The organism is Bradyrhizobium sp. 31Argb, from assembly GCF_043638955.1.
GTDB lineage: Bacteria > Pseudomonadota > Alphaproteobacteria > Rhizobiales > Xanthobacteraceae > Bradyrhizobium.
In genome coordinates this window covers 1-2,169 of sequence record NZ_JBEGDB010000530.1, presented here as the reverse complement: position 1 = coordinate 2,169, position 2,169 = coordinate 1, and the positions used below count along the sequence as shown (strand labels likewise).

3 protein-coding genes are annotated in these 2,169 nt (G+C 60.6%); all 3 read right to left on the bottom strand.

Translation table 11 applies throughout. From position 1 onward, the window contains the following. A partial coding sequence (locus AAFX91_RS41040; protein ID WP_394570275.1) for an ATP-binding cassette domain-containing protein occupies positions 1-276 on the bottom strand: 276 nt, incomplete at its 3' end. A 20-nt stretch (positions 277-296) separates the two neighbouring features. Beyond that, a complete protein-coding gene (modB, locus tag AAFX91_RS41035; protein WP_028169067.1) occupies positions 297-983 on the bottom strand; it encodes a molybdate ABC transporter permease subunit in 687 nt (228 codons plus the stop codon). Between the two features lie 9 nt (positions 984-992). Then, positions 993-1,718 carry a molybdate ABC transporter substrate-binding protein gene (gene modA, locus AAFX91_RS41030; RefSeq protein ID WP_394570274.1) on the bottom strand — a complete coding sequence of 242 codons (726 nt, stop codon included), beginning with the start codon at positions 1,716-1,718 and terminating at the stop codon, positions 993-995. Between the last annotated feature and the right edge of the window lie 451 nt (positions 1,719-2,169).

Below are 2,169 nucleotides of genomic sequence, written 5' to 3'. Positions count from 1 at the left end.
GCGCCTGACCGACAAATGAGGAAAAAGACTCGGCTCCTGAAACACATAGCCGATGGGACGCAGATGGGGTGGGCGAAAGGTCGTCCTATCCTGCCACACCTCGCCGTCGATGGCGCAAAAACCATTTGGCAAAGGCTCTAGGCCGGCGATGCAGCGCGCCAGCGTGGTCTTGCCGCAGCCTGGTGGGCCGAAAATCGCCGTCACGCCTTTGGCGGGTACGCTGAATTGCGTATCGCGCGAGAAGCCGGCGATACTGCCGCTGAAGGCAATGTCAATCCGGCCTGGCGTGGCTATCCTCACCTGCTCCTCCTTCCGCTGTATTTGTCGATCAAGGTTAAGGTGAGGATTACCGCAAAGGCGAACATCACCATGGCCCCGGCAAGCCAGCTTGCTTCGCGCCAGCGCGAGGCTTGGACATAGTCGAAGAGATAGGCCGACAGCACCTTGGTGCGCCCAGGAATGTTGCCGCCGATCATAAGCACGATGCCGAACGTGCCTATCGCATGCGCAAAGCCAAGCATGGCGCCTGTCAGAACACCCGTTCGCGCCACAGGCAAGGCGACCGTGAAGAAGGCATATAACGGTGAGGCGCGCAGAGTGGCAGCGACTTCCAGCGGGCGGTCACCCATCGCAGCGAAGGCGTTGCGGATGGGCTGCACCATCAAAGGCAGCGCTGACAAAACCGATCCGACCACGAGCCCCGTAAAGGTGAAGGCGAGCGTGGCCCCGCCCCAGAGAGAGGCGAGAAGGCCACCCGGGCCGTTCGGGCCGAGCAGGGCCAGCAGATAGAAACCGATTACTGTTGGCGGCAGCACCAGCGGCAGCGCGATGATCGTGGCGACCGCCTCAGCCCAAAGGCTCTTCGAGCGCGCTATCCACCACGCGAGCGGCGTGCCAAGGACCAGCAGGATCACGGTCGTCAGGCTCGCGAGCTCGACCGTGAGCTCGAGCGATTCCCAGATCTCTGGCGAAAAGCCATCCATGCGTCAACTCTAGCTTTGCACGTAGCCACCCCGCGCGATAATCGCGTGGAGTTTTTGCCCTTTAAGAAAATCGACGAAAGCGCGTGTCGCTTTATTATTGGCGCCGCTCTCCAACAGCACGGCATTTGGCCCCATCGGGCCATAAGACTCCCGCGCCACCAGCCAGGGCAAACGGGTTTTGCTGTTTGTGAGCTCGGACGGCGCGACAAATCCGAGCTCGGCATTACCGGTCTCGGATCGATCGGCGTGTGTGATGCTGGCGGTATCGGCCCTCGGCTGAATCGCCGCACTGACGCCTGGCGCTTTCATGACCTGCACCGCCGTTGCGCCATCATAAGGTGCGGCGGCCGGATTGCAGATCGATGACTTTGCCACAGACATCATCTGAAGGCTATCCGCGCGATTGGCGAACTTCACATTCGAACGCCACAGCACGAACTTGCCGCTCTTAGAGGTGAAGCTGTTTCCCGATACCGGGAGACGCTTCTCGCTCTGTTTACTTGGGCGGAACTGGTCGGCCGACAGAAGGATGCAAAGCGCGGGTTGGATGATCCAGCTGCAAAAATGTCCGTGCGCGCGTGAGCTCAACCCGGCCTCGAGCCGCGTCGTCTGAGTGAGCGGTGATGCAATCTCGTTGCTCGGCAGACGGACGTTTGCGGCAAGGGTGGGACTGATGTTCACCGCTGCTGCTTTTTCGAGCAGGATTAGAATCAGAGTTGCATTGATCAGGATCAATCGGGCAAGCCTCATTGGGAAGTCTCTCGGAGCGGGGCGGCCTGCGACCAGTTTGGCCGCGACGGCTTCTGCTCCTGATCCCAGCAAACGGCGTGCCGCTCGCGAAATATGATGCGCGCCTTGCGCCACAGCAGCCAAACACGCTTAAGCGCCAGCCTGGCTGTTGAATTGCGGCGGAATGGCCCCAGCGCCGTGTCAGCTTTCCGACTTCGGCGTGTTCAACCGAACATCTCTAGCCTCTTGAACGAAAAACTTCTTGGGATACTCCGCCCCAACCTTGGCTCCGCCGCGCCGTGATGTCCGACCTTGGATCTTTGAACGGCTCGAACTCCGATCTCCGGCTCATCGGCCGGCCCAACGTAGCCCCCTGGCCTGTAGGGGAATCGCATATGGCCTTAGGCCGTGTGGACAGTTACCTTATCCAGAGCAGAGTGGCGGCAATGGCGACGAC

Excerpts from the sequence above, each read along its gene's own strand:
- modB (WP_028169067.1), bottom strand. The coding sequence starts at position 983 with ATGGATGGCTTTTCGCCAGAGATCTGGGAATCGCTCGAGCTCACGGTC.